This is a genomic window from Williamsia sp. Y721 (genome assembly GCF_059683565.1).
Genome location: NZ_JCASNH010000002.1, coordinates 882,317 through 907,970, shown reverse-complemented (window position 1 = coordinate 907,970; position 25,654 = coordinate 882,317). Strand labels below are relative to the sequence as shown.

27 protein-coding genes are annotated in these 25,654 nt (G+C 63.8%); 20 read left to right on the top strand and 7 right to left on the bottom strand.

Annotated elements, in window-relative coordinates; genetic code table 11:
- Window positions 1-2 precede the first annotated feature (2 nt).
- From AC56PL_RS13035 to nadB, 3 genes are all read left to right on the top strand, one after another.
- A complete protein-coding gene (locus tag AC56PL_RS13035) occupies window positions 3-362 on the top strand; it encodes a VOC family protein (RefSeq protein WP_495514088.1) in 360 nt (119 codons plus the stop codon).
- Window positions 363-427: 65 nt separating this feature from the next.
- Window positions 428-904: a winged helix-turn-helix transcriptional regulator gene (locus tag AC56PL_RS13030; RefSeq protein ID WP_482136305.1), complete on the top strand. Its 477-nt coding sequence runs from the start codon at window positions 428-430 to the stop codon at window positions 902-904.
- A 38-nt stretch (window positions 905-942) separates the two neighbouring features.
- The gene (gene nadB, locus AC56PL_RS13025; RefSeq protein ID WP_497154080.1) at window positions 943-2,460 is read left to right on the top strand and encodes an L-aspartate oxidase; all 1,518 of its coding nucleotides are present in this window, start codon (window positions 943-945) and stop codon (window positions 2,458-2,460) included.
- Here nadB and AC56PL_RS13020 read toward each other — a convergent pair.
- A complete protein-coding gene (locus AC56PL_RS13020; protein ID WP_497154079.1) occupies window positions 2,433-3,548 on the bottom strand; it encodes a TDT family transporter in 1,116 nt (371 codons plus the stop codon). The genes nadB and AC56PL_RS13020 overlap by 28 nt on opposite strands.
- 84 nt (window positions 3,549-3,632) lie before the next feature.
- Here AC56PL_RS13020 and AC56PL_RS13015 point away from each other — a divergent pair, with 84 nt between their 5' ends.
- Both AC56PL_RS13015 and AC56PL_RS13010 read left to right on the top strand, forming a co-directional pair.
- Window positions 3,633-4,562, top strand: a complete 930-nt coding sequence (locus AC56PL_RS13015) for a LysR substrate-binding domain-containing protein (RefSeq protein ID WP_495514085.1) — start codon at window positions 3,633-3,635, stop codon at window positions 4,560-4,562.
- Window positions 4,559-5,356 (top strand): alpha/beta fold hydrolase, encoded by a 798-nt coding sequence (locus tag AC56PL_RS13010; RefSeq protein ID WP_497154078.1) that lies wholly within the window; start codon window positions 4,559-4,561, stop codon window positions 5,354-5,356. Before AC56PL_RS13015 ends, AC56PL_RS13010 begins: the two co-directional genes overlap by 4 nt.
- 27 nt (window positions 5,357-5,383) lie before the next feature.
- Here the strand turns inward: AC56PL_RS13010 and AC56PL_RS13005 are convergent, their stop codons facing one another.
- Window positions 5,384-5,809: a MarR family transcriptional regulator gene (locus AC56PL_RS13005; protein WP_495514083.1), complete on the bottom strand. Its 426-nt coding sequence runs from the start codon at window positions 5,807-5,809 to the stop codon at window positions 5,384-5,386.
- 76 nt (window positions 5,810-5,885) lie between these two features.
- Here AC56PL_RS13005 and AC56PL_RS13000 point away from each other — a divergent pair, with 76 nt between their 5' ends.
- The 9 genes from AC56PL_RS13000 to AC56PL_RS12960 all read left to right on the top strand — a co-directional run bounded on the left by AC56PL_RS13000 (window position 5,886) and on the right by AC56PL_RS12960 (window position 15,567).
- Window positions 5,886-6,314, top strand: coding sequence for a winged helix DNA-binding protein (locus tag AC56PL_RS13000; RefSeq protein ID WP_497154077.1), 429 nt, complete (start codon window positions 5,886-5,888; stop codon window positions 6,312-6,314).
- A 60-nt stretch (window positions 6,315-6,374) separates the two neighbouring features.
- Window positions 6,375-7,304, top strand: a complete 930-nt coding sequence (locus AC56PL_RS12995) for a metal ABC transporter substrate-binding protein (protein ID WP_497154076.1) — start codon at window positions 6,375-6,377, stop codon at window positions 7,302-7,304.
- Window positions 7,301-8,110 carry a metal ABC transporter ATP-binding protein gene (locus AC56PL_RS12990; protein ID WP_497154075.1) on the top strand — a complete coding sequence of 270 codons (810 nt, stop codon included), beginning with the start codon at window positions 7,301-7,303 and terminating at the stop codon, window positions 8,108-8,110. Before AC56PL_RS12995 ends, AC56PL_RS12990 begins: the two co-directional genes overlap by 4 nt.
- Complete coding sequence (locus AC56PL_RS12985) at window positions 8,107-8,985, top strand: iron chelate uptake ABC transporter family permease subunit (protein ID WP_495514079.1); 879 nt, start codon at window positions 8,107-8,109, stop codon at window positions 8,983-8,985. The genes AC56PL_RS12990 and AC56PL_RS12985 overlap by 4 nt, the downstream gene beginning before the upstream one ends.
- 20 nt (window positions 8,986-9,005) lie before the next feature.
- On the top strand, window positions 9,006-10,883 hold the full coding sequence (locus AC56PL_RS12980; RefSeq protein WP_497154074.1) for a propionyl-CoA synthetase: 1,878 nt from the start codon (window positions 9,006-9,008) through the stop codon (window positions 10,881-10,883).
- Window positions 10,884-11,010: 127 nt separating this feature from the next.
- Window positions 11,011-11,649: a TetR/AcrR family transcriptional regulator gene (locus AC56PL_RS12975; protein ID WP_497154073.1), complete on the top strand. Its 639-nt coding sequence runs from the start codon at window positions 11,011-11,013 to the stop codon at window positions 11,647-11,649.
- On the top strand, window positions 11,650-13,248 hold the full coding sequence (locus AC56PL_RS12970; RefSeq protein WP_495514076.1) for a DHA2 family efflux MFS transporter permease subunit: 1,599 nt from the start codon (window positions 11,650-11,652) through the stop codon (window positions 13,246-13,248).
- Window positions 13,249-13,321: 73 nt separating this feature from the next.
- Complete coding sequence (locus AC56PL_RS12965) at window positions 13,322-14,413, top strand: DNA alkylation repair protein (protein ID WP_497154072.1); 1,092 nt, start codon at window positions 13,322-13,324, stop codon at window positions 14,411-14,413.
- Between the two features lie 194 nt (window positions 14,414-14,607).
- Window positions 14,608-15,567: an alpha/beta hydrolase gene (locus AC56PL_RS12960; RefSeq protein WP_497154071.1), complete on the top strand. Its 960-nt coding sequence runs from the start codon at window positions 14,608-14,610 to the stop codon at window positions 15,565-15,567.
- 102 nt (window positions 15,568-15,669) lie between these two features.
- Here AC56PL_RS12960 and AC56PL_RS12955 read toward each other — a convergent pair whose 3' ends face one another.
- Together AC56PL_RS12955 and AC56PL_RS12950 are read right to left on the bottom strand one after the other, a co-directional pair.
- Window positions 15,670-16,038 (bottom strand): DUF427 domain-containing protein, encoded by a 369-nt coding sequence (locus AC56PL_RS12955; RefSeq protein WP_497154070.1) that lies wholly within the window; start codon window positions 16,036-16,038, stop codon window positions 15,670-15,672.
- Window positions 16,039-16,116: 78 nt separating this feature from the next.
- Window positions 16,117-16,902 carry a helix-turn-helix domain-containing protein gene (locus AC56PL_RS12950; protein WP_497154069.1) on the bottom strand — a complete coding sequence of 262 codons (786 nt, stop codon included), beginning with the start codon at window positions 16,900-16,902 and terminating at the stop codon, window positions 16,117-16,119.
- A 102-nt stretch (window positions 16,903-17,004) separates the two neighbouring features.
- On the opposite strand from AC56PL_RS12950, the gene AC56PL_RS12945 reads away from it, so the two are divergent.
- The gene (locus AC56PL_RS12945) at window positions 17,005-17,766 is read left to right on the top strand and encodes an SDR family oxidoreductase (protein ID WP_495514071.1); all 762 of its coding nucleotides are present in this window, start codon (window positions 17,005-17,007) and stop codon (window positions 17,764-17,766) included.
- A 5-nt stretch (window positions 17,767-17,771) separates the two neighbouring features.
- On the opposite strand, the gene AC56PL_RS12940 is transcribed toward AC56PL_RS12945, so the two are convergent.
- Window positions 17,772-18,170 carry a nuclear transport factor 2 family protein gene (locus AC56PL_RS12940; protein WP_495514070.1) on the bottom strand — a complete coding sequence of 133 codons (399 nt, stop codon included), beginning with the start codon at window positions 18,168-18,170 and terminating at the stop codon, window positions 17,772-17,774.
- Between the two features lie 136 nt (window positions 18,171-18,306).
- On the opposite strand from AC56PL_RS12940, the gene AC56PL_RS12935 reads away from it, so the two are divergent.
- The 5 genes from AC56PL_RS12935 (at window position 18,307) to AC56PL_RS12915 (ending at window position 23,050) form a co-directional block, all read left to right on the top strand.
- Window positions 18,307-18,456, top strand: coding sequence for a hypothetical protein (locus tag AC56PL_RS12935; RefSeq protein WP_497154068.1), 150 nt, complete (start codon window positions 18,307-18,309; stop codon window positions 18,454-18,456).
- 106 nt (window positions 18,457-18,562) lie between these two features.
- The gene (locus tag AC56PL_RS12930) at window positions 18,563-19,243 is read left to right on the top strand and encodes a GntR family transcriptional regulator (protein WP_497154067.1); all 681 of its coding nucleotides are present in this window, start codon (window positions 18,563-18,565) and stop codon (window positions 19,241-19,243) included.
- A 56-nt stretch (window positions 19,244-19,299) separates the two neighbouring features.
- Complete coding sequence (locus tag AC56PL_RS12925) at window positions 19,300-20,733, top strand: allophanate hydrolase (protein WP_497154066.1); 1,434 nt, start codon at window positions 19,300-19,302, stop codon at window positions 20,731-20,733.
- Window positions 20,730-21,443 carry a cysteine hydrolase family protein gene (locus AC56PL_RS12920; RefSeq protein WP_497154065.1) on the top strand — a complete coding sequence of 238 codons (714 nt, stop codon included), beginning with the start codon at window positions 20,730-20,732 and terminating at the stop codon, window positions 21,441-21,443. Before AC56PL_RS12925 ends, AC56PL_RS12920 begins: the two co-directional genes overlap by 4 nt.
- 14 nt (window positions 21,444-21,457) lie before the next feature.
- Window positions 21,458-23,050, top strand: coding sequence for a SulP family inorganic anion transporter (locus AC56PL_RS12915; RefSeq protein ID WP_497154064.1), 1,593 nt, complete (start codon window positions 21,458-21,460; stop codon window positions 23,048-23,050).
- A gap of 88 nt (window positions 23,051-23,138) precedes the next feature.
- Here AC56PL_RS12915 and AC56PL_RS12910 read toward each other — a convergent pair whose 3' ends face one another.
- Window positions 23,139-24,830 carry an HNH endonuclease signature motif containing protein gene (locus AC56PL_RS12910; RefSeq protein ID WP_497154063.1) on the bottom strand — a complete coding sequence of 564 codons (1,692 nt, stop codon included), beginning with the start codon at window positions 24,828-24,830 and terminating at the stop codon, window positions 23,139-23,141.
- Window positions 24,831-24,865: 35 nt separating this feature from the next.
- The gene (locus AC56PL_RS12905; RefSeq protein WP_497154062.1) at window positions 24,866-25,588 is read right to left on the bottom strand and encodes an SDR family oxidoreductase; all 723 of its coding nucleotides are present in this window, start codon (window positions 25,586-25,588) and stop codon (window positions 24,866-24,868) included.
- Between the last annotated feature and the right edge of the window lie 66 nt (window positions 25,589-25,654).

The following is a 25,654-nucleotide window of genomic DNA, read 5'->3' as shown; positions in this document are numbered from 1 at the left end:
TGATGATCGGTTTCGTGAAAGCAATTGCACTTGACGGTCCGAATCCGGTGGAACTGGCCAGTTTTTACCAGAAAGTGCTCGGCGGAGACCTCGACACCAGCGATCCGGAATGGGTCGAATTGGACTGCGGCCTCGGCAAGGCGAAACTGACGTTTCAGCGGTCGACGAGCTACGTACCACCGACATTTCCCGACCCGAACGGAAGTCAGCAGGTCCATATCGACATCCAGGTCTCCGACTTCGACAACGCCGAACCCCGGGTTCTCGAAGCAGGCGCAACCAAGGTCGAGGGGCAGGAATTCGAAACCTTCCGGGTCTATCTGGACCCCGTCGGCCATCCGTTCTGCTTGGTGCTGAGCTGACCTGAGTCCGGACCAGAATCGCCTGACTCTGATAAGCCCTAGTCAGGGGGCGTATATTTGGGGTCATGGTAGCCGTTCTGGATGACAAGTTGGCCGACCTCGATCGCTGGGTTCCCGGCAATCGGTGCTCGATCACGCGCGCCCTCGATGTGGTCGGCACCAAGACGGCGATGCTGATCCTGCGTGAGGCGATGTACGGCACCACCAGGTTCGACGGGTTCGCGCGCCGGGTCGGGGTCAGTGATGCAGTGGCCTCCGCACGCCTCAAGGGGCTCGTCGACGCCGGACTCCTGGAGAAGGCCCCATATCAAGAGCCCGGGCAGCGCACCCGGTACGAGTACCACCTCACCGAGATGGGCACCGACCTGATGCCCGTCGTCTTCGGGCTGATGCAGTGGGGCGACAAATACCTCCAGCCCGAGGGCCACCCGCTCGACCTGATCTCCGACGTCACCGGTGAACCCGTGAAAGCCGGATTGACCACGCCGGACGGCACCGAGGTGCCGCTCGACGAGCTACGGATATCGCTGGTCAAACCCTGATCTGTCGGTCATGACCTCGACGGATAGACTTTTCACTCATGGTTTCCGACGCGGCGCTGCGCACTGATCTGGTCGTGGTCGGGGCCGGTGTTGCCGGCCTCACCGCGGCGGTGAGCGCAGCCGAGACCGGCCTGGAGGTCCTGGTCATCAACAAGGGGCGCGGCTGGCATCCCGGCGACCGCGAACCCGGTACCGCCACCTATTTCGCCCAGGGCGGCATCGCCGTGGTCGAGCCCCACAACACCGAGGACTCGACCGCGCTCCACACCCGCGACACCGTCGTGGCCGGAGCCGGACTCACCGATCCGGTCGCCACCGAATCGATCGTGGGCGACGGATTCGCGGCAGTCTCCGCGCTGGTCGGCTGGGGTGCCGAGTTCGATGTCGGCGCGGATGGTCGATTTCTGCGGACCCGCGAAGGTGGCCACAGCGTTCGTCGCATCATCCACGCCGGCGGTGACGCCACCGGCGCCCAGGTGCAGCGGGCACTGACGCAGAAGGCACTGTCACACCCGAAGATCAGGGTGCTCGACGACACGCACGCCCAGCAGATCCTGCTCAGTGCCGACGGAATTGCCGTCGGCCTGACCATCGGTTCCGGCGATGGAGTCCGCACCGAGGTGTACTCACCGACCGTTGTGCTGGCCACCGGCGGCGTCGGCCACATGTACCGAGCCACCACCAACCCACTCGGCGCAACCGGCGACGGCATCGCCCTGGCCCATGCGGCGGGTGCGGCGGTCGTCGACATGGAATTCATCCAATTCCATCCGACGATGCTGTACCGGCCGGGAGTCCGGGGGCGCCGAACCCTGATCAGTGAGGCGTTGCGCGGCGAGGGCGCGATACTCGTTGATGTCCAAGGCAATTCGGTGACCGCAGGCGTTCATCCACTCGGCGACCTCGCGCCACGCGACGTGGTGGCAGACGCGGTGAGCGCGGCGATGACCCGCACCGACGCCGAGCACGTCTATCTCGATGCCCGCCACATCGCCGGTGTCGCCGAGCGGTTCCCGACGGTCACCGCCGGAATTGCCGAGATCGGCATCAACCCCGCGGTCGATCTGATCCCGGTGGTCCCCGGCGCCCACTACCTGTGTGGTGGCGTGGTCACCGACACTGCAGGGGCTACCACAGTGCCCGGCCTGTACGCCGCAGGCGAAGTTGCACGAACCGGCCTACATGGAGCAAATCGGTTGGCGTCCAACAGTTTACTCGAGGGACTGGTGATGGGTAGGCGGGTGGCGCAGGCTGCCGCCGGGCGGGTGGGCATCACGCTGGCGGAACCGGATTCGAGACCGACTTCCCCGGTTCGGATCGCAACTCGTCAGGAACTCCAGGATCAGATGTCCACGCACGCTGCCCTGAGCCGCGATCAGATCGGCCTGAGTGCACTCGCCGACCGACTCGAATCAGCCCCGGTGCGCCGCCCCCGCGACGTCACCGACCACGAGGACGCCGCACTCACCTTGACCGCACAGCTCGTGATCGCTTCGGCATTGGCGCGCAAAGAGTCTCGCGGATGCCATCACCGGACGGACGATCCGGCCATCTGACGGACCCCGGCAGGCTGGGTGCGCTGAACCGCAGCCTTCGGTACCGCGAGCGGACCGGTCGTCCCTGTCGGCCGGATACCGGCGACCAACGCGACGCTCCGGAAGGCGACGATTCCCCAGGCTGCCAGCAGGAGTACGTATAGACACACCGAAATGACCTGGAGCAGGACCGAACCGGCGTCGAATCCGAGAGCGGACGACCCTGTGACGCAGGTTCCGACGGGAAAAGTGAAGCTCCACCAGGCCGGGGTGAAACTCATACCCTGCCGTGCGTTGTGGACCGTGATGGACACCGCCAGGATGAAGACGAAGACCGCGAACCCGCCCATCACCAGCCCGTAGCCGATTCCGAGGATACGGAGTCCGTCGGCGATCGAGGCCTGATCGCCGACGAAAACCAGCGATGCCCGCTCCCCCAAAAGCACTGCGGCAGTGACGGACTGTCCGATCAGACCGAGCATGATCCACATCGTCGGGGCGACCTGCGCCGAGGGAAGTCCACGGTGAACCAGTCGCGAGTACACCATGCCGATGGTCAGCAGTCCGACGAGCAGGCTCAGCCCGAACATCCCGTAGCAAATGGCGAGCACACTCATCCGCAGCTGACCGGCCGAAATGTGCTGGATCAGTAGCGATCCGACGGCCGCCGACACCATCGGAGGCACGACCGGCAGCAACCAACTGGGCATCGCCCCCGACTCTGCGCTCTGGGTTCCGGTGATCATCCGGAACGGGATCCAGACGGCTGTGAAGATCCCCGCGGCTGTACCCGCCAGCCACAGCAGTGCACCGACCCAGACGGCCGCAGCTTCGCCGATGAACTGAGGTCCGAGTTCGATGGTGCCGGCACCCACGGTCAACAGCGCCATCGCCGGCGCCCCGTAGAAGTGGGCCATCGCCGGGTCGGCGGCGTGCCGCGCCGGACCGCCCCGCAGGAACAGGATCGAGGCGACCACCAGTCCGACCGCCGCCAGCAACCAGAATGCCGTGGTCAGCGCATTGAATCCGGGGACGCTCGAGTGCAGCGCAACGCCGGAGGTCGCGACGATGCCCGTGCCCATGATTGCGGCAAACCAGTTCGGTGTCATGAATCAAGCCTGCGGCGAGCGACGCCTGCGCGGTAGACGGCTTGCCCTTGTCCCGATACAAGCTGTGCTTGTACCCTCGACCGGATGGTGTTGCCTGCGCGAGTCCCCGATCTGTCCGCGTTGGATGTGGTTGTCTCGGTGGCCCGCAGGGGCAGCATGAGCGCGGCGGCGCGAGAACAGAATCTGAGCCAGCAGGCGATCAGCGCCCGGGTGCACTCGGTGGAGCGCGAATTGGGCATCGTCCTGTTCCGCCGCTCCCCCAGCGGAACCGAGCTCACCGCCGAGGGTGTTGCCGTCCTGGAGTGGGCCTCCGAACTGCTCGATGCGGCAGAACGATTCTCGGCAGGCGTCGATTCACTGCTCGGGAGCAAACGTGCGTCGCTGACTGTCGCCGCGTCCATGACCGTTGCCGAGTACCTCATCCCCCGCTGGGCCCTTACGTTGCGCCGAACCCACCCGAACACCCGGATTCGGGTGCAACCCATGAATTCTGCCGATGTCACGCGCGAGGTCTTGTCCGGCTCGGTGGATGTCGGATTCATCGAGGGTCCGGATACCGACAGCCGACTCGAGGCGCTGACCGTCACCCGCGACGAACTGGTGGTCATCACACATCCCGATCACCCGTGGGCGCGGCGCGGGCGACCCATCTCGACAGCCGAGCTACGCAAAACCCCACTGGTGCAACGTGAACCGGGATCGGGCACCCGCGTGACCTTCGAGTCGGCACTGGGCAAGGTCGCCGATCCGTTGCTGGAGCTCAACTCCGTCGCCGCCGTCAAGGCAGCGGTACTCGGCTCGGACTCCCCGGCGGTGTTGTCGAGTTTGTCTGTCGCACAGGAACTCATCGACGGACGGCTGACCCGGATCGAGGTCGAGGACGTGTCGATGCCGCGGGACCTCCGCGCGATCTGGCCCCGGGGATCCGGCCTCCGGGGACCCGCCCGCGACCTGGTGTCCCTGGCGTCCCAAGACCAGCAGTCCACGGCATCCGAAACATCGAGGCGTCCATGACATCTGAATCACGCACCAGCCACCACGCCGCAGTCCGCGGAGCCGACCTCGCCTGGACCGAGTCCGGCGACGGCCCCACCGTCATCTGGGCGCACGGTATCGCCTCGAGCGGCTACGGATCCGAACAGGCCGGGGTGTTCGACTGGTCGCCACTGACCGCCGAACACCGGCTGATCCGATACGACGCCCGCGGTCATGGCCGTTCGACCGGCCACCCCGAGCCCGAGCACTACACCTGGCCACAGCTGGGCCTGGATCTGCTGGCATTGCTGGACCAGATTTCGGGCGGCGAACAGGTCGACGGGCTCGGGGCATCGATGGGCACCGCCACGCTGCTCTATGCCGCCACCACGGATCCGCGGCGGTTTCGGCGCCTGGTGCTCACCACCCCACCCACGATGGGCCCGGTGCGCGCAGCGTATGTGCGCGGGTACCTCGACAGCGCAGCGTTGATCGAACGTTCCGGCATTGCCGCCTACGAGCAGGCCGGCGCAGCCGCCACGCAGCCACACATCTATTCCGACCTCGATCCCACTCCTCCCGCGGCGGAGGTCGCGGAGTCTCTGCTGCCATCGATCCTGCGCGGCGCCGCGCTCTCCGACCTACCCGACAGCGACGCCCTGGCCACATTGGATCTACCGACGCTGATCCTGGCCTGGTCGGGCGATGCCGGTCATCCACTGTCGACCGCACGGCACCTGGTCGAGGTGATTCCCGGCGCCGAGTTGGTCATCGCCGATACGCCCATGCAGTTGCGGCGATGGCCCGACCTCGCGGCCGCGTTTCTTCGTTGAACCCCAGGTCTCTGTATCGAACCCGGTCTAGGTCGACCCATCCACCAGCCGGTTGGTCAGACCGAGAAAGACCTGTCGTTCCGATTCGGTGAGTGGCGCAAGAAATTCTGCCTGGACACCGTCGAGCACCGCATCGAGTCGCCGCAGCTCCGTTCGTCCGGGTTTCGTCGCGGACACGACGTTGCGACGCCGGTCCGACGGATCGGGTTCACGAAGGACCAGCCCGGCCTCCGACAAGAACTCGATCGCCCCGGATACGTCACTGCGATCAAGCCCCGTCATCCGACAGAGATCAGCCTGGCTGGAGGAACCGGCTTCATCGAGTGCAGCGAGTATTCGATAGTGGTACGGCCTGGCTCCGGCCTGTTCAAACGCATCTCGCAGCAGCGTCTGTCCTCGCAGTTGCGCCCGACTCACCAGCCATGTCGCTCGCTCATCAAGTCGTTTCACCATGGCGACCACCGTACCAACTTGTTGGTTGGACCAACGGATTGCTATCGTTGGTCGCACCAACGATTAAGGAGGAGTCATGATCGCATTCGGACCCCAGCTCATCGGTCAGACCGAAAAGGCCCTTGGCGCCCTGCTCAGGCGGGCCCTGACCCCGTACAACCTGACCGAGCCCGAGTGGGTCACCCTTCGACTAGCCGAACAATTCGGTACTTCCGGAACCCCGGACACCGGGACCCTGGCGGAGTTCATTCAGAACGGGTCCCATTTCACGAACCCCGGAGCATTGCTGTCGGGCCTGACAGAGCGCGGACTCGTCGCAGGCAACCGACTCACAGAAGCAGGCAACGCAAAGATTTCGGCAATCAAACAGGAGATCACCGAACTGACCGCACCACTGTGGACATCACTTGATCCCGGCGACATCGCCGCGGCCGAACGCACGCTGAACATCGTCCACCGACGGGCTCAGGAGATCCTGGCAATCCCCACCCGATCGACTGGTTAGCCTGCCCTATTCGTTTGCTTGAACTTGAAAGTTCGGGTCGCCGAACTCTACGATGTGAGAATGCGAATTCACGCAGGGTTCGCCCGCGCAACCGGCGTGCTGCTGGCAGCGGCAGCGGTGGTCACGCTGAGCGCCTGCGTGGGCAAAGTCGACCGTCACGATGACCGATTGACCGTGCTGACCACGTTCACCGTGCTCCAGGACATCGTGGCCAACGTCGCAGGCGACAACATCCGCGTCGAGTCGGTCACCAAAGCCGGCACCGAGATCCACGGCTACGAACCGACCCCCGGCGACATGCGCCGCGCCACCCGGGCAGACCTCATCATCGACAACGGACTGCACCTCGAGGCCTGGTTCGAGCGGTTTGTCGATCGGCTCGACGCACCCCACGTCGTTGCCAGCGAAGGTGTCACCGACATGCCCATCAGCGCCGATGCCGGCGCGGGCAAACCGAACCCGCACGCGTGGATGTCGCCGCTCAACGTGCAGATCTACGCCGACAACATCGCCGATGCGCTCGTCGATCTCGACCCCGACAACGCCGCCGACTACCGGGCCAACGCCGACCGTTACAAGGCGGAGCTTCAGCAGATCCACGACGAGATGGTCGATCGTCTCGATGACGTACCTGCGACGAGCCGCGCCCTGGTCACCTGCGAGGGTGCCTTCTCTTACCTGGCCCGGGACACCGGTCTGCGCGAGAAGTTCATCTGGCCGGTCAACGCCGAGCAGCAGGGCACCTCCAAACAGCTGCAGTCGACGATCGAGTTCGTCCGCGACAACAACATCGAGGCCGTCTTCTGTGAATCGACCGTCAGCGACGCGGTGATGCGGCAGGTCGAACGGGCCACCGATGCCCGATACGGCGGGACTCTCTACGTCGACTCGCTCTCCGAATCCGATGGACCCGTGCCCACGTATCTCGACCTGATCCGGCATGACGCCGGCGTCATCCTCGGCGCCCTCACCCAAGGTGGAAACCAATGACGGCAGCAGCCGAAGAATCGTTGCCACGGGCAGCGGACGCAGACCTGCCCCCAGCGGCCGTCACCGGTCCACCGGCACTGGTCATCTCCGGGGTCAGCGTCTATTACGGCGAGGTCCACGCCCTCGAGGACGTGAACATCACCATCGCCCCGGGGCGCATCTGCGGTCTGATCGGCATGAACGGGTCGGGCAAGTCGACCCTGTTCAAATCGATCATGGGCCTGGTCAAACCGGATTCGGGCACCGTGTCGATCTCCGGCGGTACACCGGCGCAGGCCCGACGCAAGGGCCTGGTCTCCTACGTCCCGCAATCCGAGGACGTCGACTGGTCCTTCCCCGTCTCCGTCCGTGACGTCGCCATGACCGGCCGGTACGGCCATCAGAATTTCATCCGGCGCGCGAGCAGGGCCGACAAGGAAGCGGTGGCACACGCGCTCGAGCAGGTGGAGTTGACCGAGCTGGCCGATCGACAGATCGGGCGGCTCTCCGGCGGACAGCGCAAGCGTGCATTTGTCGCCCGCGGCATCGCCCAGGAGGCCGACATCCTGCTCCTCGACGAGCCGTTCGCAGGCGTCGACAAGAAGTCCGAGGCCACGATCATCACCTTGCTCGTCAAACTGGCGGCCGAGGGGAAGACGATCCTTGTCTCGACCCACGACCTCGGTTCACTCGGGACGTTCTGCGACGAAGCCGTCCTGCTCAACAAAACCGTCCTCGTGCAGGATTCACCCGACGTGGTCTTGCGGCCGCGCGTTCTCGCCCGGGCATTCGGGATGGACATCGTCGACGGAAAGGTCGCGCCATGATGATCGTCGACTGGTGGCTCGATCCCCTCGCCGAGGACTTCATGGTCAACATGCTGTTGGCCACCACGGTCGCGGCCGCCGTCTGCGCGATGATCAGCTGCTGGATCGTGCTGATCGGCTGGTCCCTGATGGGTGATGCGGTGTCGCACGCCGTATTGCCCGGCGTGGTGCTCGCATACATCGTCGGCGCCCCGTTTGCGGTGGGCGCGTTGATCTTCGGACTGGGAGCGGTGCTGCTGATCGGAGTGGTGCGCGACACCAGCCGGGTCAAGGAGGACGCGGCGATCGGCATCGTCTTCACGACACTCTTCGCGTTCGGCCTGGTGCTGATCTCCGTCACCCCGAGTCAGACCGATCTCAACCACATCCTGTTCGGCAACGTGCTCGGGGTGTCACAGTCCGATCTGTGGCAGATCATCGGCCTGGCCATCGTTACCGTCATCATCCTGACCCTCAAGCGTCGCGACCTGACACTGTTCGCCTTCGATCCCACCCACGCCCACGCCATCGGCCTCTCGCCTCGGCGCCTGGGCGCTCTGCTGCTAGGACTGCTGGCACTGACTTGTGTTGTTGCACTGCAGATTGTCGGTGTGGTGCTCGTCGTCGCGATGCTCATCATCCCCGGGGCGTCGGCATACCTGCTCACCGACCGCTTCAACCGGATGCTCGTCATCGCCCCGATCCTCGCCTGCGTCTGCGCCGTGCTCGGGATCTACTATGCGTACTACCTGGACGTGGCGCCCGGTGCGATGGTGGTATTGGCTCAGGGCCTGGCGTTTGCGGTCATCTATCTGTTCGCGCCGCGCCAGGGCGTGTTGGTCAAGGTGATCAACCGGGCACAGCGACGACGCTCCTCGGCTCTCGCTGCGCCCTGACGCGTGAGAGGACAGTGGCGATGGTTTCGTATGCGGAGACGTTTGCTCGCAGTGCCGATGATCCCGAAGGGTTCTGGCTCAACGCAGCCGAAGCAGTCGACTGGTACCAAGCCCCCACCGCCGCCCTCGAAACGCTGCCGGACGGCGCCTACCGCTGGTTTCCCGGCGCCACCCTCAACACCAGCTTCAATGCCCTCGACCGGCACGTACTGGCAGGCAGTGGTGATCGGACCGCCCTGATCTGGGATTCCGCCATGGTCGGCGAGTCCCGCACGTACACCTACTCCGAACTGCGCGACGAGGTCGCGACCTTCGCCGGGGTTCTCACCGAACGTGGCGTGAAGGCCGGTGACCGGGTCATCGTGTACATGCCCATGATCCCGGAGGCAGCCATCGCGATGCTCGCCTGCGCCCGCATCGGCGCCGTGCATTCGGTGGTTTTCGGCGGCTTCGCCGGTCCCGAACTCGCGACCAGGATCGACGACGCGCGGCCCGTTGCGCTGATCACCAGCTCCGGCGGTCTGGAACCCGGCCGCACCATCGAGTACCTGCCGATGGTCGCCAAGGCCCTGGAGCTGTCCGCGGAGCCGCCTGCGACGATCATCGTCAAGAATCGCGAGCAGATCGAAGGCAGCGCCGCCGACCACGAAGGCTGGCACGACTGGGACGAGCTGACCGCGAAAGCATCTCCGGCAGAGCCTGTTTCCGTTGCGGCCACCGATCCGCTCTACATCCTCTACACCTCCGGAACCACCGGAAAGCCCAAGGGCGTGGTCCGCGACAACGGCGGACACGCGGTTGCGCTGACGTGGTCGATGGCCAACATCTACGACATCAAGCCCGGCGACGTGTGGTGGACCGCCTCCGATGTCGGATGGGTGGTCGGACATTCCTACATCGTCTACGCACCGTTGCTGATCGGCGCGACCACCGTCATGTACGAGGGCAAGCCCGTCGGCACCCCGGATGCCGGAGCTTTCTGGCGGGTGATCGACGATTACAAGGTCAAGGCCCTGTTCACCGCACCCACCGCCATCCGGGCCATCCGCAAGCAGGACCCGGATGCCAAACTCCTTGCCGATCACGACATCTCGACACTGCAGACACTCTTCGCCGCCGGCGAACGTCTCGATCCGGACACCTATGAGTGGGCCACCAAGGTCCTCGGTGTGCCTGTTGTCGACCACTGGTGGCAGACCGAGACCGGATGGGCCATCGCCGCCAATCTCCGTGGCCTCGAACCGATGCCGATCAAGGCCGGCTCACCGACGGTGCCGGTTCCCGGTTTCCGGGTCGAGATCGTCGACGCCGAGGGCAAGAAGGTGGAGGCAGGCGGCGAAGGCAACATCGTCATCGCATTGCCACTGCCGCCCGGAACGCTCGCAGGTCTGTGGAACGACGAAGCGCGCTACCACAATTCGTATCTGAAGACCTTCCCCGGTTACTACCTGACCGGCGACTCCGGCTACATCGACGCGGACGGTTACGTCTTTGTGCTCGGACGCTCCGACGACGTGATCAACGTTGCCGGACACCGCCTTTCCACTGGCAGCATCGAGGCCGTGGTGGCCGCTCATCCCGCCGTGGCCGAATGTGCGGTGATCGGGATCCACGACGACCTCAAGGGTCAGCGTCCCAGCGGATACGTGGTCCTCAAAGAAGGTGCCGACATCGACGACGCCACCCTGCGGTCCGAGCTCGTGAAGATGGTGCGCGACGAGATCGGTGCGGTGGCCACCTTCCGTGATGTCACCGTCGTCAACGGTCTGCCGAAGACCCGGTCAGGCAAGATCCTGCGCAAGACGATGCGCCAGATCGCCGACCACGAGGACTACACCGTCCCCTCCACCATCGAAGACGCCGCCGTTCTCGACGCCCTGAAGAAGCAGATCGGCTGACCCCCGCACCCCGATAGTGTGCCCTTTGGGCGAACAAAAGCCCAGGTGAGCACAACCAAAACAGCACATCATCGGAATTGCACTTCTGCAATTTTGCAGTCGTGCAATTTTTGGCTAAGTTATTTAGATGGTTACAGCACACAAGGAATCGCTGCGTGATCGAAAGCGTGCCGCCACCTGGGCCTCCATCCACCAGGCCGCGGCAGCTGCAGCCATGGCGCAGACCGACCTGTCGAAAGTGACCATCGAAGAGATCGCCGACGAAGCCAACATCTCGCCGCGCACGTTCTTCAACTACTTCCCCACAAAAGAAGACGCGATCCTCGGACTCCGCGCCCCGTTCATCGACGACGGCACCGCAGCGGCCTTTGTGATCGGCGACGACGACAACCTGCTGGAGAAGGTCGCACTGCTCCTCTTCGACGTCTTCGAGAAGACGGCCGGAGGTGCAGGTGGCCGCCGGGTGCGCGTCGAACTGATGCACCGCCACCCCGACCTCGCCCGGATGCGGCTCGCACACACCGACCAGATCCGCCACCTCGCCCGAACACTTGTCGAGACCCGGCTCGCCGAATCCAGCCGGTGGCAACGCCGCAATCATTCGGTCGATATCCAGGCGACCGCCCAGATCCTGGTGACCGCGGGTCAATCCGTGGTCCGCATCGCAATCGACTGGCTGCTCAATGAGCCCGAGGCCGACATCGCGCCCGACGAACTCGTGCACAGGGCCGCCCAGTCGTTCACCACCATTCTCGAGGAGGCCTAGATGGCAGTCGATGTCCCGTCGGTTCGCACGCCGGACACCGAAGGGCAGGCCTCGCACCGCTCTGTGCTGCTGATGTTCGCCGGGCTGTTGGTGGCAATGCTGCTCGCTTCGTTGAACACAACCGTGATGAGCGCGGCGCTGCCGACCATCGTCGGTGAATTGCACGGCACCAACCAGATGTCCTGGGTCATCACCTCGTACATCCTGGCGTCGACGGTTGCCATGCCCATCTACGGCAAGCTCGGCGATCAGTTCGGTCGAAAGCCGTTGCTGATCATCGCGATCAGCATCTTCACCGGGGCATCGATCGTCGGCGCACTCGCCCCGAACATGTTGACGCTCATCGTCGCCCGCACCATGCAGGGCCTGGGTGCAGGCGGTCTGATGGTCCTCGCCCAGGCGACGATCGCCGACGTGGTCCCGGCCCGCGACCGTGGTCGCTACGCGGGGATCATGGGTGGCGTCTTCGCGGTCTCCTCCGTCGCCGGACCTCTTCTCGGCGGATGGCTCACCGAGGGCCCCGGCTGGCGCTGGACGCTATGGATCAATCTGCCGCTGGGCGCGCTTGCGATCATCACGGCGATCGCGTTCCTGCACCCCCCGAAGATCACTCGCGTCAAACGTAAGATCGACATCCTCGGCATGGCCGTCCTCACCCTTGCGACGACCGGAGTCGTGCTCATCGCCAGCTGGGGCGGCTCGCAGTACGAATGGACGTCGCCGACCATCATCGGTCTGGTGATCGGCACCATCGTCGCGTGGATCACCGTGATCCTGGTCGAAAGCCGTGTCGCAGAACCGATATTGCCGATGGCACTGTTTCGGCAGCGCAACTTCAACCTCACCACGGTCGGCGGCTTGTTCGGCGGAATCGGTATGTTCGGCGTGATCTCATACCTGCCGACCTACCTGCAGATGGCACTCGGCGTCAGCTCCACCCACGCGGGACTTCTGATGGTCCCGATGATGTCGACGATGACGGTCTGTTCCATTGCCTGCGGGCGGTTCGTCTCACGCACCGGCCGGTACAAGGCGATGCCGATTGCCGGTTCACTGCTGATCGCACTGAGCCTGTTCCTGATGTCGCAGGTGGCGCTGTCGACCCCGACCTGGATGATCTGTGTCTGCCTCGGAATCCTCGGAGGCGGACTGGGTATCAGCTTCCAGATCATCATCCTGATCGTGCAGAACACGTTCCCGTACAGCCTGGTCGGGACCGCGACGGCCGCCAACAACTACTTCCGCCAGATCGGAGCCTCACTCGGAGCGGCATTGGTCGGCAGTGTCTTCGCGTCCCGCCTCGCCGAGCTGTTGGTCGGCAGAATTCCCGCCGATGTCACCGCGACGGGCGACGGCGCGAAATCACTGACCCCGGCCATCGTCCACGGCCTTCCGGACTCGGTACGGGACCCGATTGTCAACGCGTACAACGATGCACTGATGCCGGTCTTCCTCTTCATCAGCCCACTGTGCGTGGTCGGAGCGATCCTGCTGTGCTTCGTGATCGAGAAGCCTTTGGCCACAACGGTTGCCCACGACGAACCGGTCACGTCGACTGCCGACCAGCCGCCGGTCACGCAAGCAACCGCCGACCGGTAGCCAGCGCCGCGCCGACGCGACGGCGGTATCAACAGGCAAAGGCATTGTCCGACACCATCGGTAAAGTGGCCGAATGCCGTTCGCCGACGAACTACTCGGGCCCGACGCCGTGGCCGGGCTGGCGCGATGTCTCACCCTTGGTGGACATCGCGCCACCGAGACAAAGGCAACCTCGGCAGCATTCGACGGGATGGCGCTCAAGGCCCGGTCGGATCTGGTGCGTGATGCACTGATCGTCGACCTCCCGGACGACTTCGATGCTTTCGTGGCCGCGATCAACACATTGATCGCGCAACCCGACTGCACCGGCTGGATGGTCTGGCCGATCACCGAAGCGGTTGCGGTCCGGTCCACCGAGGCAGGCACGGGCAAGGCCTTCGACACCGGCCTGGTCCTGCTGAGAAAGCTGACCTCGCGTCTGACCGCCGAGTTCGCACTGCGAACGATGCTGATCGCCGACACGGACCGCACGCTGGCCGCCGCAGTCCGGTGGACAACGTCGAAAGACGAACACGTCCGCCGGCTCGCCAGCGAAGGCACGCGTCAATACCTGCCGTGGGCCAGGCGGGTGCCGGCTCTGATGCAGCGCCCCGAGGCGACCGCGCCCGTCATCGATGCGCTCTACCGCGATCCGAGCGACTACGTACGCCGCTCGGTCGCCAACCACCTCAACGATCTGAGCAGGCAGCACGCCGACGTGGTCGTGCACACTGCCGGTCGATGGCTGGCCGACCCCGACGACAACACCGAACGACTCGTCCGGCACGCACTGCGCACGCTGATCAAACGCGGCGACCCCGACGCCCTTGCCCTGCTCGGTTTCGCGGCTCCGGCCACGATCACCGTGACCGAGTTCGACATCGATCCGCTGGTTCGGGTCGGTGGCAAACAAACACTTCGTGCCATCGTCCACAACACCGGCGATGAGCCCGTCGACGTGGTGATCGATTACAGCATCGGCTTCCGCAAGGCCAACGGCACAATCGCCCACAAGGTGTTCAAATTGGCAGGCAAATCGATCGCGCCAAACGAACAAATCACGATTGCGAAGTCACATTCGTTTGCGCCCATCACCACGCGCCGCTTCTACCCCGGTGGTCATGAGCTGGCCTTACAAGTTAATGGGCGCCGAATGGCATCCGCATCATTTGAACTTGATTTTTGATCTTCGACATTTAATTTCCCGCCATTGATCGGGATGTTGTTGGTTAGAATCAGCGAGGCCCGAGTCCGTTTTGAGTGATGTGCATACCACGCTTTCTCCTGTTATCTTGCTGTTATCTTGCCTGGCCGCTCGGCGGTCGCGGTCAATCCTGTGCTGTTCGGATTGCCTCAACAACGACGTACAAAAGGAAACTGATGCGAGCAAAGACTGCCTGGCGGAAAATCATTGCCGGCTCACTTGCCCTTGTTGCCGGAGTAGCAGTCTCCGTGGCTGCCAATCCAGGCACTGCTGCGGCTGCTTCACAGACCGTTCGGGTCTACTCCGCCTCGATGGACAAGACCATCCCCGTGAAGGTCATCTCGGCGGACGGTGGTGGCAGCCACGCGACGCTGTACCTCCTCGACGGCCTGCGCGCGCCGAACAACAACAACGGCTGGCTCATCGAGACCGATATCGAGCGTTTCTTCACCGGCAAGAACGTCAATGTCGCGATCCCATTCGGCGGCGGCGGAAGTTTCTACACCGACTGGCAGCAGGACGACCCGACCCTGGGCCGCCAGAAGTGGGAGACCTTCCTGACGCGCGAACTGCCCGCGTACATGGCGTCGAACTTCGGCAGCGACAATCGTCGGAACGCGATCGCCGGTCTGTCGATGAGCGGTACCTCGGCGCTCAACCTGGCCAGCAAGCACCCGGACTTCTATCGGGGAGTCGCCTCGTACAGCGGCTACCCGACCGTCAGCCTGCCCGGATTTGCCCAGGGCATCGCAGCCTCGGTGATCGAGATGGGCGGCAATCCCGTCAACATGTGGGGCGTCTGGCCCGGTGGCGCGTGGACCCAGAACGATCCGTCGCTGAACCCTGCCAGCCTGCGCGGTAAGCGCGTCTACGTCTCCTCGGGATCCGGCGCGTTGAGTACCGATCCGATCTTCAATCCGACCAGCGCGGCGTTCGATCCGGTGAAGTTCTCGCAGATGGTGCCACTGGAGACCGCCGCTTCGATCAGCAGCTCGCTCTACGTCACCAGCCTGCGGGCAGCGGGCGTCAATCCGCAGACCCACATCACCCCTGAGGGTGTGCACTGGTGGACCTACTGGGCGGACCGCCTCAAGGAATCCTGGTACGGCACGCTGGCTCCGTCACTCGGGGTCTGACACTCCGCCAGATCAATACCTGAACAATCGGCCGCGATTCGGAACTTTCCGAATCGCGGCCGATTTTGTTTGGTCGCTACCTTTGGCCCCTGAGTTCGTCCATCAGGAGACCGTGATGACAACCTTGTCCGGGTAGAACGCGAGATGCCCGGCGATCTCAGAGACGGCGTCGTACGGCTCCTCGTAAGACCAGGCGGCATCCTCGATCACGCCGTCCGGGGTGACGAGGTCGTAGTAGGACGCGTCGCCTTTGTACGGGCAGTGCGTCTTCGTCGAACTACGTCGGAGCAGTGACTGGTCAACTGCATCCAGCGCCACATAGGCGACCGGCGGATAGTCCGCTTCCTGAAGTATCAGCGCCCTGGAGGTGTCGGCGACGATGATGTCGCCTGCCCGGATCCGGACCTGTCCGGCGCTGGGCTCCACGGTGATCGGATGGGTGTCGTCGGGTATCAATCGAGTTTTGGTCATGTGATCCACCTCTCATCTTTGTCCCACAACGACACCGTACGCGGATGCATTCCACCCGAACCCCCAGCTGATCGAGATTCACAGGCTCCGAAGATATTGCGCCGTCTTGTCGTCGGCCGGGTAGAAGCTCTCGACACTCAGTTCGTCGACGGTGACGTCGAGCGGGGTACCGAAGGTGGTCACCGTGCTGAAGAACAGGAGCTCTTTGTCGTCGACGCGCAACCGTAGATAGACCGCGACGTCGCCGGACAGTGCCGGATCCTCGTCCATGTCGTCGGTGAACGGATAGCCCTGCAACTCGGCGAGCAGCTCGATCAGGACAGGGTCGCCGGTCACCTTGATCTGGCGGTCCAAACGGTCGAACAGGTGGCGGCGCCACTGGCCGATGTTGACGATCCGGTCGCCGAGTCCACGGGGATCCAGGCTGAATTTGAGGACGTTGAATGGCGGCTCGAGCAGGTCGTCGGGAGCGTCCTGGGTGAACAGAGCCACTGCCGCGTTGGCGTCCACCAGGTTCCAGTGTCGGTCGACCGCCAGGGCCGGATAGGGCTCGGTCGCGGTCAGGACTTGGCGCAATGCGCTGCGTACCATCATCATTCGGTCACCGTCGAGCGATGACTCCCCATAGGTCGGTGCGTACCCGGCCGCCAGCAGTAACTGATTCTGCTCCCGCAGCGGCACATCGAGGTGTTCGGCGAGCCGCAGCACCATCGTCCGGCTCGGCGCCGAACGGCCGGTTTCCAAGAAGCTCAGATGCCGCGCCGACACCTCGGCCACCGATGCCAGTTCCAGCTGCGGAACCTTCCTGTTGATTCGCCACTGCCGCAACAGGTCCCCGAACAAGTAGCGCTGCTCGCCGGTCATCGTTCACATCCCTCGCATGGTCGTCTGTGAAGCATTATCGACCCTCGGTCACCATTGGCACCTATGATCAGGCCGGACCATCGACCCGCTAGGAGTGAAACCATGAGCGTGCTCGACCGTTTCCGGATCGACGACAAGGTCGTGATCGTCACCGGCGCATCATCTGGGTTGGGTGTCGCGTTCGCCAAGGCGTTCGCCGAAGCCGGCGCCCGAGTCGTTCTCGCGGCGCGTCGTGCCGACAAACTCGAAAAGACCGCTGCACTCGTCGAATCAGTAGGCGGCACTGCTTTGACCGTGGTCACCGACATCGCCGATCCGGACCAGGCCGGCGCTCTTGTCGACGCCGCGATGGCCGAGTTCGGACAGGTCGACGTGCTGGTCAACAACGCCGGGGTCGGCACCGCGTTCCCCGCCACCAGGGAGACACCGCAACAGTTCCGGTCGGTCATCGACATCAATCTGAACGGTTCGTACTGGGCTGCCCAGGCATGCGGACGGGTGATGACGCCGGGAAGCTCGATCATCAACATCTCGAGCATCCTCGGCATCACCACCGCCGGTCTCCCACAAGCTGCGTACTCGGCCAGCAAGGCCGCCATCTCGGGCCTGACCCGCGATCTGGCCCAGCAGTGGGGTAGCCGAAAAGGCATCCGGGTCAACGCGATCGCACCGGGATTCTTCGAATCGGAAATGACCGACTCGTACGCGGACGGCTACCTCGAATCCATGGCTTCCCGAATGGTCCTGGGCCGCACCGGCGATCCTGAAGAGCTGGCCGCCACGGCAATCTGGCTGGCCTCACCAGCCGGTGGCTACGTCACCGGCCAGACCATCGTCGTCGATGGCGGCGTCAGCATCACCTAGGGGCACTAGCTAGCCCCGGGCATCTTGTCGATGAATCCGTAGATGCTGGTGATCTTGTTGTCGGTGTCGACGGCCGCCACGTCGAATCCGACCACCAGGGGCTCCGCGCCCACCTCCGGCACCAGCTCCCACGTGAAACGGGCGATGTTGTGGTGGGTGTCGAGGACATCGCCGCGGACGAACTGCAGTCCCGCGAATTGTTCCTGGGCGCCGGCGATCACCGCATCGATCGCGTCCACACCGCTCACCGAGGCGAGTGGATCTGTGTAGACGCCATCCTCGGCCCAGAGTGCGCTGATCAGATCTCGCCGAGCGGACGCATCGGTCTCGTTCCACGCGGCAAGGTACTGATCGATCAGCGCGGACGCTGCTGCTTCGTGTGTGTTGTGAATGGTTTCGGTCATCGGTTTCTCCTTCATCTGAGGGTGTTCTTCGTGGGTGAAAACCATGTTGCCCGTGGCGGGTAGCCCCCGGCGATGACGTCTGAGGTAAGTATTTTCGACACGTTTGTGACATCGGCGATTCGGGCATGCTCGGGGCATGACCTTTCCCCATGAGAACGAAGAGCCCCTCGGCGAGACCGAGAGGACAGCCAAAGAGAAAGACGCATACAACGCCGCGCAACACGCGGCCGATGACGAGCGCGATCACGCGGTCGGCGGCACCGAAGGCACCACCGACGGCCAGTGATCCACCTTCATTACATCCGCTAACCATGCGAGGTCGGCATCGCGGTGCTTAGGATTGTCGACAGAATCTCAATGGATTCCCCGTGGCGGAAGGACGAGGCTCACTTGTGGCTGTGCCAAGCAGGTCATTCGATGAACAAGGACTTCCCGTCAGCCTTGTGGATGTCGCAGGTCGCCGGATCCGGGAATCGATCCTCTCCGGGGCGTTGAAACCCGGAGACAAGATCGTCGAAGAACAACTGTGCGCGAGCCTCGGCATCAGCCGGGCGCCCTTGCGCGAGGCACTGCGACTGCTCGGGCAGCAGGGGCTGGTCGAGCATCTACCGCGGCGCGGATCCCGGGTCACCGCGTGGTCACCGCAGGACATCCTGCAACTGTTCGAGCTGCGGCACGTCCTGGAGCGGCACGCCATCGAATCCGCACTCCCGCTGGCCGACCTCGAAAAGGACCTCGATCCGGTTCGTGAGGCGCTCGAGGACATGCGCATCGCCGCCGACCGCGACGATGACCTCGAGAAAGACGATGCGCACCGCCGGTTCCACGCCTCCGTTGTCGGGCTGGCAGGCAACCGTCAACTCGACATCGCGATGGAACCGATCCTGCTCAAGCTCCAACTCCCGATGGCCATCAACCTGCGCAGCGAAGCCCGCGTACACGACCCCGCCGACGGAATCCGTCGCCACCAGCACGTGCTCGAGGCACTGGAAACAAACGATCCGCGGATAGCTGTCGCGGCCGCGAAGAACCACGGTCAGCTCGATTATCTGGACCTGGAGAGCAACAGCTAACACAATCGATACGCAGCCGTTCCGCGGTTGCCACCATTCTGTCGACAATCGACATTATGACTTTCGATTTCACGGCGGCAGGACCTTCCATCGGCCCATCGGTGGCGGAGATCCTGCAATCGCACGCAAGTGGCACCGGCTCACCCACCAAGACCGCCGCAAGAGTCGCCGACGCGATCGCGGCCCGTGGCGACGACGGCACCTGGTTGTCGACGGTGCCGCGCGCCCAACTCCTCGCCGCCGCCGAACAAATCGAACAACGCCATGGCGCCCGCACGCTTCCGCTCTACGGTGTGCCCTTCGGCGTCAAGGACAGCATCGATGTCGCAGGCATCCCGACGACCCTCTCCTGCCCCGACTACGCGTACGTCGCCGACGCCACCGCACCGACGGTGCAGCGGCTACTCGATGCCGGCGCCCTGTACGTGGGCAAAACGAATCTCGACCAGTTCGCCACCGGGCTCAATGGCACCCGCACGCCACATACGGTGCCGCGCAGTGTCTACGGCCGGGACATGATCTCCGGCGGGTCGAGCTCCGGGTCGGCGCTCGCCGTTGCGCTCGGGCAGGTGCCGTTTGCCGTGGCCACCGACACCGCCGGTTCGGGGAGGGTGCCTGCAGCCCTGAACGGTGTGGTCGGGTTCAAGCCCTCGCGCGGGCTGATCAGCACCGTCGGCCTGGTCCCGGCCTGTAAGTCGTTGGACTGCATCACCGTCATGGCCGGATCGATCGACGACACCGATCGCGTCCTCGCTGTGATGATCGGCCGCGACGACAACGATTCCTGGTCCCGTGACCGCGGCCCGCGATACAGCGGCGCCCCGATCCGGGTCGGACTGCCGGCCGCCGATGAGCTGGAGTTCTTCGGCGACACCCTCATGCAGGACGCCCATCTGGCATTTCGGGAACGAATCACGCTGAGCGAGAATGTGGTTGCCGCACCACTGGCACCGTTCCTCGCCGCGGGCGCCCTGCTCTACGCCGGCCCCTGGGTCGCCGAGCGACTCGTCGAGTTCGCAGACTTCCTGGCCGCCCATCCCGATTCGATCCATCCCGTGGTCCGCGACATCTTGCGCAGCGGTGAGAAGTACACCGCCGTAGACGCATTCGCCGCACAGCAGGAGCTACAAGAACTCAAGGCCCAGGTGTCCCGCCTCTGGGAGCACATGGATGTGATGATCGTGCCCACCATCGGGACCACGTTCACCGTCGATGAAGTCTTGGCACGGCCCATCGACTGCAACACCGTCCTCGGTCACTACACCCACTTCGGCAACTTGCTCGACCTCACCGGAGTGGCGGTACCGGTAGGTACTGTCGCCGACGGCCGTCCGCTGAGCGCGATGATCCTCGGTCCGGCATTGTCCGACGACACCGTACTGGCATTGGCCGCAAGACTTCTCGACGAACCCCGCGACACCAGTGAGCTGCCCGCAGATGTGCGGCAAACCCTCTCCACAACAACCACATCCACGAGGGAGAATTCATGACCGCATCCACTGTCGAGAAGGCCTCACCCGGGCCGTTCACCCTGATACCCGAGAAGACCGCGCTGATCGTGATCGACATGCAACGCGACTTCATCCTGCCCGGCGGCTTCGGCGAGAGCCTCGGCAATGACGTGGACATGCTCCTCAAAGTGGTACCGCCCCTGGCCGATCTCCTCGCCGCCGCGCGGGCCGCCGGCCTGTTGGTGATCCACACCCGCGAAGGCCATGAACCCGATCTATCCGATTGTCCGCCTGCGAAACTCAACCGCGGGGCGCCATCCAAGCGGATCGGCGATCCGGGCAAGTACGGGCGGATCCTGATCCGCGGCGAATACGGCCACGACATCATCGACGAACTCGCCCCGGTCAGCGGTGAGGTGGTCATCGACAAGCCAGGCAAGGGCGCCTTCTACGCCACCGAACTCCAGCAGGTCCTCACCGATGCGGGCATCACCCAACTACTGGTCACCGGGGTCACCACAGAGGTGTGCGTGCACACCACCACCCGGGAGGCGAACGATCGCGGATACGAGTGTCTGGTCGTATCTGACTGTGTTGGTTCATATTTCCCAGACTTCCAGCGCATCGGGCTGGAAATGATCTGCGCGCAAGGTGGAATCTTCGGCTGGGTCGCCGATTCCGCGGCGGTCATCCCCGCCATTGCCGATCTACCCGTCAAGTCGGAACCCGCACCTGCCTCCCGAGGCTGAAGGAACCAGCACTCATGACCACTGAAGTCAACGAAAAGACCCCTGTCCCTGCCGCGCCGGACGGACCCGTCACCATCCCCTGGTGGACCAGAGGTGATACCAACGCCTTCTTCGGCCTCGGATTCAACATCCTCGTCAACGTCCTGACCCTCACCGGACTCCTGATCTACGTCGTCGGCGTCAACGAGGGCGACGTCTTCGGTACCGTGCTCCCCGCCCTCGGCGTCGCCCTGATCCTGGGCAATCTCTACTACACGTGGTTGGCACGACGCTTGGGCCGCAAGGAGAATCGCACCGACGTCACCGCATTGCCCTACGGCCCGAGCGTTCCGCACATGTTCATCGTCGTGTTCGTGGTGATGTTGCCGGTGTACCTGAGCACCGACAACGCCGTCGCGGCCTGGCAGGCCGGTCTGGCATGGGCATTCATGATCGGTGTGATCGTGATGATCGGCGCCTTCGTGGGCCCGTACATCCGCAAGATCACGCCACGCGCTGCGATGCTGGGCACCCTGGCCGGTATCTCCATCACCTTCATCTCCATGCGGCCTGCCGCCCAGATGTGGGAGGCCGCATGGATCGGCCTGCCGGTGCTGGCGATCATCTTGATCGGATTCTTCACCAATGTTCGTCTGCCGGGCAATGTTCCGGTCGGCTTGGCTGCGCTACTCGTCGGTACCGCCATCGGCTGGGCCGGCGGATTCATGGATGCACCGGCGGTCGGCGACGCCGTCGAGAACATCGCACTGGGCATTCCCGACCAACGATTCGACATGCTGTTCGACGGGCTGGCCGACCTCGCGCCACTGCTCGGCACCGCAATTCCCCTCGGTATCTACAACTTCACCGAAGCGATGAGCAACGTGGAAAGCGCAGCTGCCGCGGGAGACAACTACAACCTGCGTAGCGTCCTGCTCGCCGATGGTGCCGGCGCTTGCATCGGAGCCGGGTTCGGTTCACCCTTCCCGCCGGCGGTCTACATCGGTCATCCGGGATGGAAGGACGCAGGTGGTCGGGCGAGTTACTCACTGGCCAGCGGTTTGGCGATCGGCCTGCTCTGTTTCCTTGGACTGTTCGGGATACTCGAAGCGCTGCTACCGGTTCCGGCGATCGTGCCGATTCTGCTGTACATCGGTTTGTTGATCGGCGCGCAGGCCTTCCAGGCGGTTCCACGGATCCACGCCATCGCGGTGGTCGCCGCGATCTTGCCCAACCTCGCTCAGTGGGCCCATGGGCTCATCGACAATGCCCTGGCTGCCGCAGGTACCAGTGCCGGCGAGGTCGGCATGGGCGCGTTGAACGAGGCGGGTGTGGTCTACGAAGGCCTCAAGGTACTCGGCGAGGGTGCGGTTCTGGTGGGCCTGGTGCTGGGCACCATGGTCACCTTCATCATCGACAAGAAATTCCTGTACGCCGCCATCGCTTCTGCGGTCGGCGCCGTGCTGTCATTCATCGGTCTCATCCACGCACCGGAGATCGCATGGAACGCCGCCCCTGAAGTCGCGCTGGGCTACCTGTTCTTCGGAATCGTCTGCCTTGCATACTCATTCCTACCTGGAGCAAAGGGAGAGGTCATCCACGACGAGTCCGACGCGATGGCGGAGTAGCCGCAATCCTCGAGAATCAACAGCGCCCCGGCCTGACGGTCGGGGCGCTGCCCGTGCAGTGAATTCTGAAACCTGCTCGAACCAGCGGTCATTCGATCTGATCGGGATTGTCGATGTCCGGTTCCGGCGGTGTCCGAGCTTCAGCTCCGGTCAGTTCCGTCAGTTTTTCAGCCAACACCGCCCGGCGGTCGGCGAGGACTTTTTGCCAGGCCGCTGCGAAGGTTTCGTTGACATGCTGGGCACGGTTGACTCGCGGTTTTCGTTCTGGATCCACACTTGCCGGGGGTATCCAGCCGACTCGGCCTTTGTCGGGGCCTTCGGTGATCATGATGGTCTGCCACTGGCCCGGACCATCGCCCACCAACTTGTGGTGCGGCGGGCACGCTGAGCCCATCAGATCGATATCGGTCAAACCACCGTTGATCCAGGCAATGAGGTGGTGGATCTCTACCCAGGTCGCCGGATTGGTGCAGCCGGGGTGCGAGCAGCCTCGGTCTCTGGCAAATATCGCCAACCGTTGACCCTTCTGCGCGGTGCGTTTGGCCCGGGCGAAATACAGCACCTCGGCGCTGTGGTTGGCGAACACCGCCAAATACTTGTCCGAACGGGCCGCCAGGTGAAGGGCATCTTTGACCGGAATGTCCACTCCTGAGGCCGTCTTCGCGATCCCCGCACAATCGTCGAGTTGTTCTTTGGTCATCGTGATGATCAACTGCGCCGGCAACCCCCGATGCGACTTGCCGAGCAGGTTGCACTCCAAAATCGTTTTCAGGATCGCCTTGAGCGCGTCGTGACACTGTTGGCCCTTCGAGCGGGTATCACGCTCGGCCGCAGCCTTCATCAACTCTGCATCCTGTTTCGGATCATCGGAGGCCCCGGTCGGCGAGTTCGGATCGGCCGGATTATTCATCCCCGGCGCCGCCCACACATCCATCACCGTCCGCAACAAGGCCAGGGTTTCCGGATCGAGGGTGCCGGAGATTTTCGCCATCAGATCCACACCCTGATCACCCAAACTCACCGAACGTTTACGTGCCCGATCTGAATCATCGGTCAGCCGGCCATCGGGATCGACCCGGGCCAGCACTTGCCTGCCAGCCGCAGCCAACTGGGTCGGATCCTGGCCGACGGCTTCTTCGGTCATCCAGTGATCGACCACGTCATACACCGCCGGATCGGCAGCTGAGGGAATGTGTTTGCGCACATCCAGCATCACATCCATATGTGAGGCGCCAATCAGGCCTTGGGACCAGGCATGCTCAGCGGCAGGGCATTTCGGCGCCAACTCCTCACCCTGCATCGTGTGAAACCGGCCCACAGCCTCCAGCCCACGAATCCGCGACATGGTTTGGCCTTTGGTCAGCCGCAACTCGCTACGCGTGAAACCGAACAGCGACGAGTACCCCGCTTCGGTAAACGATGACCGATCCGAAACCCGCAACAGGTGACGTAACCCGGTGAACTCAAGCTTGCGGGCGACCCGTTCATGCACCCGCACAAGCTCATTGACTTCTGAGTCAGACATATCCGCCGACGAGCAATCGTTGATATCGGCAAGCAGCAACTCCAACTCGAGATACTTGCGCACCAACACCGGAACCGAAGAAGGATCAATCGGAACCTCATCAGACGGATCGTCAGTCATCATGCCCCCCAGCACATCTGATCGAACGCTTTCAACCAGAGTACCTCGGAAATAGCACTGTGTCGAATGTTTGTTCGAGTAATGGACTTGGGGCCCAGGCGAGACAAATCCTCTGCAAGACAACGCGTTGCGCACGCCGTGCGGGTTAAACACCCAGACCGCGATTCGCCTTACCGCTGCGCGGCCGGACGCACCACGATTTCGTTGACATCGACATCGTCAGGCTGGTCGATGACAAACCCGATCGCGCGGGCGATGGCCGACGGCGCAATGGTGTTGGCCCGGTATACCGCCATCGCCTCCTGTGCGCCTTTGTCGGTGATCGTCGAGGCTAACTCGGATTCGACCACGCCCGGGGTGATCGTGGATACCCGGAGCCACGGTTCGCTCTCCTGCCGAAGACCTTCTGTGATGGCCCAGGCGGCATACTTGGTCCCGCAGTAGACAGCCGCGGTGGGCGATACCTGATGAGCACCAACCGAAGCAATGGTCACCACATGCCCGCTGCGCTGCTCGGTGAACACCGGAAGCACCGCGTTGATGCCATACAGCAGCCCGCGCACGTTCACATCGATCATTCGTTCCCACTCGTTGACCTTGCCGGAGCTCAAGGGAGACAACGGCATCACTCCGGCGTTGTTGACCAGCACGTCCACCCGACCGTATTCGGCGTGGGCTGCCTCAACGAAAGTCTGAACGTCACCGCGGTCGGTCACATCCAGGGTGTGCGCGGCGGCTCTGCCGCCGGATGCCTCGATCCGTTCGACGAGTGTGTGCAGGCGGTCGATCCGTCGGGCACCCAGCACAACGGTGCAGCCCTGTTCGGCCAGGTGCAGTGCGGTTGCCTCGCCGATTCCGCTGGAAGCGCCGGTGATGAGAACGATCTTGTCCATCAGTTAAGTCCCTGTCTCGTACGGATTTTTGATTCCGATTACCATGATGGTCGCGGAATCATCTGC

What these genes read in the sequence shown, in the direction of transcription:
- AC56PL_RS13035 (WP_495514088.1), top strand. Translation starts at nt 3, where the DNA reads ATGATCGGTTTCGTGAAAGCAATTGCACTTGACGGTCCGAATCCGGTG.
- AC56PL_RS13030 (WP_482136305.1), top strand. Translation starts at nt 428, where the DNA reads ATGGTAGCCGTTCTGGATGACAAGTTGGCCGACCTCGATCGCTGGGTT.
- nadB (WP_497154080.1), top strand. Translation starts at nt 943, where the DNA reads ATGGTTTCCGACGCGGCGCTGCGCACTGATCTGGTCGTGGTCGGGGCC.
- AC56PL_RS13020 (WP_497154079.1), bottom strand. Translation starts at nt 3,548, where the DNA reads ATGACACCGAACTGGTTTGCCGCAATCATGGGCACGGGCATCGTCGCG.
- AC56PL_RS13015 (WP_495514085.1), top strand. Translation starts at nt 3,633, where the DNA reads ATGGTGTTGCCTGCGCGAGTCCCCGATCTGTCCGCGTTGGATGTGGTT.
- AC56PL_RS13010 (WP_497154078.1), top strand. Translation starts at nt 4,559, where the DNA reads ATGACATCTGAATCACGCACCAGCCACCACGCCGCAGTCCGCGGAGCC.
- AC56PL_RS13005 (WP_495514083.1), bottom strand. Translation starts at nt 5,809, where the DNA reads ATGGTGAAACGACTTGATGAGCGAGCGACATGGCTGGTGAGTCGGGCG.
- AC56PL_RS13000 (WP_497154077.1), top strand. Translation starts at nt 5,886, where the DNA reads ATGATCGCATTCGGACCCCAGCTCATCGGTCAGACCGAAAAGGCCCTT.
- AC56PL_RS12995 (WP_497154076.1), top strand. Translation starts at nt 6,375, where the DNA reads ATGCGAATTCACGCAGGGTTCGCCCGCGCAACCGGCGTGCTGCTGGCA.
- AC56PL_RS12990 (WP_497154075.1), top strand. Translation starts at nt 7,301, where the DNA reads ATGACGGCAGCAGCCGAAGAATCGTTGCCACGGGCAGCGGACGCAGAC.
- AC56PL_RS12985 (WP_495514079.1), top strand. Translation starts at nt 8,107, where the DNA reads ATGATGATCGTCGACTGGTGGCTCGATCCCCTCGCCGAGGACTTCATG.
- AC56PL_RS12980 (WP_497154074.1), top strand. Translation starts at nt 9,006, where the DNA reads ATGGTTTCGTATGCGGAGACGTTTGCTCGCAGTGCCGATGATCCCGAA.
- AC56PL_RS12975 (WP_497154073.1), top strand. Translation starts at nt 11,011, where the DNA reads ATGGTTACAGCACACAAGGAATCGCTGCGTGATCGAAAGCGTGCCGCC.
- AC56PL_RS12970 (WP_495514076.1), top strand. Translation starts at nt 11,650, where the DNA reads ATGGCAGTCGATGTCCCGTCGGTTCGCACGCCGGACACCGAAGGGCAG.
- AC56PL_RS12965 (WP_497154072.1), top strand. Translation starts at nt 13,322, where the DNA reads ATGCCGTTCGCCGACGAACTACTCGGGCCCGACGCCGTGGCCGGGCTG.
- AC56PL_RS12960 (WP_497154071.1), top strand. Translation starts at nt 14,608, where the DNA reads ATGCGAGCAAAGACTGCCTGGCGGAAAATCATTGCCGGCTCACTTGCC.
- AC56PL_RS12955 (WP_497154070.1), bottom strand. Translation starts at nt 16,038, where the DNA reads ATGACCAAAACTCGATTGATACCCGACGACACCCATCCGATCACCGTG.
- AC56PL_RS12950 (WP_497154069.1), bottom strand. Translation starts at nt 16,902, where the DNA reads ATGACCGGCGAGCAGCGCTACTTGTTCGGGGACCTGTTGCGGCAGTGG.
- AC56PL_RS12945 (WP_495514071.1), top strand. Translation starts at nt 17,005, where the DNA reads ATGAGCGTGCTCGACCGTTTCCGGATCGACGACAAGGTCGTGATCGTC.
- AC56PL_RS12940 (WP_495514070.1), bottom strand. Translation starts at nt 18,170, where the DNA reads ATGACCGAAACCATTCACAACACACACGAAGCAGCAGCGTCCGCGCTG.
- AC56PL_RS12935 (WP_497154068.1), top strand. Translation starts at nt 18,307, where the DNA reads ATGACCTTTCCCCATGAGAACGAAGAGCCCCTCGGCGAGACCGAGAGG.
- AC56PL_RS12925 (WP_497154066.1), top strand. Translation starts at nt 19,300, where the DNA reads ATGACTTTCGATTTCACGGCGGCAGGACCTTCCATCGGCCCATCGGTG.
- AC56PL_RS12920 (WP_497154065.1), top strand. Translation starts at nt 20,730, where the DNA reads ATGACCGCATCCACTGTCGAGAAGGCCTCACCCGGGCCGTTCACCCTG.
- AC56PL_RS12915 (WP_497154064.1), top strand. Translation starts at nt 21,458, where the DNA reads ATGACCACTGAAGTCAACGAAAAGACCCCTGTCCCTGCCGCGCCGGAC.
- AC56PL_RS12905 (WP_497154062.1), bottom strand. Translation starts at nt 25,588, where the DNA reads ATGGACAAGATCGTTCTCATCACCGGCGCTTCCAGCGGAATCGGCGAG.